The 3,371-nt window shown below is 29.8% G+C and carries 4 protein-coding genes; all 4 read left to right on the plus strand.

The features are described 5' to 3' along the window. The first annotated feature begins 2 nt into the window (after positions 1-2). The 4 genes from C3E90_RS11390 (at position 3) to C3E90_RS11405 (ending at position 3,252) form a co-directional block, all read left to right on the plus strand. Complete coding sequence (locus tag C3E90_RS11390; RefSeq protein WP_336513037.1) at positions 3-170, plus strand: BlaI/MecI/CopY family transcriptional regulator; 168 nt, start codon at positions 3-5, stop codon at positions 168-170. Further along, positions 170-2,227: a M56 family metallopeptidase gene (locus C3E90_RS11395; RefSeq protein WP_236915795.1), complete on the plus strand. Its 2,058-nt coding sequence runs from the start codon at positions 170-172 to the stop codon at positions 2,225-2,227. The genes C3E90_RS11390 and C3E90_RS11395 overlap by 1 nt, the downstream gene beginning before the upstream one ends. A gap of 72 nt (positions 2,228-2,299) precedes the next feature. Further along, the gene (locus C3E90_RS11400; protein WP_236915796.1) at positions 2,300-2,593 is read left to right on the plus strand and encodes a hypothetical protein; all 294 of its coding nucleotides are present in this window, start codon (positions 2,300-2,302) and stop codon (positions 2,591-2,593) included. A gap of 215 nt (positions 2,594-2,808) precedes the next feature. Continuing rightward, positions 2,809-3,252, plus strand: a complete 444-nt coding sequence (locus C3E90_RS11405; RefSeq protein ID WP_236915797.1) for a GNAT family N-acetyltransferase — start codon at positions 2,809-2,811, stop codon at positions 3,250-3,252. Positions 3,253-3,371 lie beyond the last annotated feature (119 nt).

Consider the following 3,371-nt stretch of genomic DNA (forward strand, 5'->3'; position numbering starts at 1 on the left):
TAATCAAAAAAGATGATTTTCATGCAGAACAGAGTAAAATATTCGTTGAAGAAAACTTTGATGGTTCTTTACCTAGATTTTTAGCTGCATTTACAAGGAAGAAAAAGCTTAGTAAAAATGAAGTTGAAGAATTACAGAGGCTAATAAATGAACATAAGGAGGGAATGTAATGGATAAGTTGTTTTTACAAATTATCAATATGAGCATTACTTCCAGTTATGTCATCCTATTTATTATAGTAGTTCGGTTATTTTTGAAAAAAGCACCTAAGATATTTTCTTATGGACTTTGGGGGATAGCATTCTTTAGGCTGATATTTCCATTTTCTTTTGAAAGCATATTTAGTCTAATATCAATTAACACAAAGACCATACCTGAGAATATAGCATATACTCAAACACCACAGATTCAAAGTGGGATTAGGGCAGTTGATGGTGCAGTAAATAGAGTATTGCCTCCACCTGTTGTGGGAGCAAGTGTAAATCCTATGCAAATCTGGATATCAATAGGTAGTACATTATGGATAATAGGATTAGTACTACTACTACTTTATAGTATATTTACTACATTAAGACTTTCAAAGAATTTAAAATCAGCAACTTATTTTTGCGACAATATCTATAAAATAGAGACCATAAAGACACCTTTTGTTTTTGGATTGGTAAATCCTAAGATATATCTACCGAATAATCTTGCTAAGACGGAAGAATCCTATATTATAAAGCATGAGGAAACACATATTAATAGGAAGGATCATATTATAAAGTTTGTAGCTTTCTTAATAGTATCAATTCATTGGTTTAATCCTATAGTATGGTTTGCATTCTATCTAATGGGTGAAGATATGGAATTATCCTGTGACGAATTGGTGATAAAAGAGATGGGCTATGAGATAAAAAGAGATTATTCCAACTCTTTATTATCATTATCTATTGGGAAAAGGATAATCGGAGGGTCACCTATTGCATTTGGGGAGAATAATACAAAGGGTAGAATTAAAAACATATTAAATTATAAGAAACCTAAGTTTTGGGTTATAATAGCAGCCATCATTGTAATTATAGCACTGGCTGTAGGATTACTAAGTAATCCACTTGATAAAGAGAAGACTGTGGAAGATTATGCATTGGAATATATAGATAGAGAAATTGCAATGTATGAAAATGCTGAATGGGGAGGCTTGAAAATTATAGATAAGGAGATAACAAAGCTAGAGAAATTATCGTCTTTTGACAATATACTTTCATCTCCTATTGATCTATGGATACTAGATTATAAATTGAAACCTGAAAATCCTAATGAAGTAATATTGGCAGGAGGATTGGAAATTATTGATGGTTGGTTAATAGATTTTGGTATTACGGGAAAACCACATCTGACTTTTACTTATGACAATGAAAATTTAATATGTTTAGGAAATGCAAATGCAATAGAATTTGATTTAGATACCTTCGCTTCACAGGAGATGGCAATTCGTATTATGTTAGAAAATATAGGATTATTACCTAATGAGACCTATGAAGGCAATCATGTAGTTATGAAATTCCCATTATCTACAGGGGAGACCTCTCAACTTCTATTGTCTCAACCAGTAAAACAAGGCAATACTGGTATATGGGTAGTAGAAAGATGGATGGATGGCAATGGTACTATTTATTATGAAGTTCCAAGTTATGAAGAAGATATAAAAATTGGGGATTATTATAAAAGTCTACAAGAACAAAGCAAAGGGTATAATAAACATCTCTTAGACCCTATTGAAGTAGGCTATGAATATATAATAAATACATTAGGGCAAAGATTAGTTAAGAAAGATGATTTAGTAGTCATAAATCCAGCTACAATGGAGGATTTTTTAATAACACCAGAAAGCCACTATATAGGATATATAACTAAGATGAGTATAGATGAAAGAATATTCCATCTTGATAGGGTGGAATTCTTAACTAAAGAAGATGAAGAAAGAGCTGCAGAGTTAAATATAGATATTAATATTGATATGCCTTCAGGCTTTTATATTTACAATAAGGACACCTATCCTAGCTCACTAGATTTATCAGATGAGACTGAATATTTGCTGCTAGATTGGAAGAATCTTTCAAAGCATAAAACTGTTGCAAAGAAAGAGTTTATCGAATATAATAATGGTTTAGGTTATAGTCCCTTATACAATGTATATACAAAGGATGGATATGTAACAAGAATTGAAGAGCAATATATACCGTAAAATTAAAGAAACAAAAGGTCACCATAAGATAAACCTAAAAGAAATAAAACAAGGAGGTAAACTAACGGAAACATGGATAAAAGTATAATAATACTAACTATATTGGGAGTATGTATATTGATAAATGGAAGTGTAGGTAATTTAAGCAGAAAAATAGATAGGTTAAATAAAAAGCTAGATAAATTATTAGAACATAATGGTTTATCTTTAGTGGAAAAAGTAGATAAAGAACTTGAAGAAAAATTAATTCAATTTCTAAAGGAAGGTAAAAAGGTAAAAGCAGTAAAAGTTTTAAGAGATGAAATAGATATGGATTTAATTGATGCAAAAGAATATATAGATAGATTAGATGAAAATTTAAAGTAATAGTGGAAAAAGCCCAACAAAAACCAATAAACCCAGCCAAAGTATTATTCTGAAAGAAGATAATAAAGTAAAGAATTGCAATTGAATGATGCAAAGGAAATGATATTGAATATGAAATATAGTTCATCCAAAGGAAAAAAATATTAATTATTATAGACGTATATGTTGAATATTGTGATGTAAAGAGAAACAACAAGTTGCGTCGGAGGAGAAGCATGAAAGAATTAGTTTTATCAAAAATTAAAAAACATATGATTAATGATTGTGTGGATTTATATATTGAAACATTCACTAAAGAACCATGGAATGATATTTACGAATCAAGAAAACAAGTAGTGAAGTTTTTTAATAATCATTTTAATAATAATTACTTTGTAGGTTATGTAGCTTTGTTAGATGATAAGGTAGTAGCCTTGAGTATCGGTATGAAAAAACCATGGATAGAAGGTTTTGAATATTATATAGATGAATTTTGCGTTAGTTACGAAATGCAGGGTAGAGCTATTGGGAGCTGGTTTATAAAGGCAATAGAAGAAGATATTAAAGAGCAAGGAATGAATGCAATGATATTAAACACAGAAAAAAATTATCCATCACAGAAGTTCTATGAAAAAAACGGATTTAAAGCACTTAGTGATTTGATAATTCTTGTTAAATAGTGCGGAGATAAAATTAAGTATATGGGACAACGGGGACGGTTCTCACTGTCCCAAAATAAATACAAAACACTAATTTAAGGAACTCTTTCAAAGAGTTCTTTTTTGTATAATAAAAATTA

The sequence above is a fragment of the Clostridium sp. Cult2 genome (assembly GCF_021655075.1).
Taxonomy (GTDB): Bacteria; Bacillota; Clostridia; order Tissierellales; family Tepidimicrobiaceae; genus Schnuerera.

Coding starts and splice junctions, on each gene's coding strand:
- C3E90_RS11395 (WP_236915795.1), top strand. CDS start 170: ATGGATAAGTTGTTTTTACAAATTATCAATATGAGCATTACTTCCAGT.
- C3E90_RS11400 (WP_236915796.1), top strand. CDS start 2,300: ATGGATAAAAGTATAATAATACTAACTATATTGGGAGTATGTATATTG.
- C3E90_RS11405 (WP_236915797.1), top strand. CDS start 2,809: ATGAAAGAATTAGTTTTATCAAAAATTAAAAAACATATGATTAATGAT.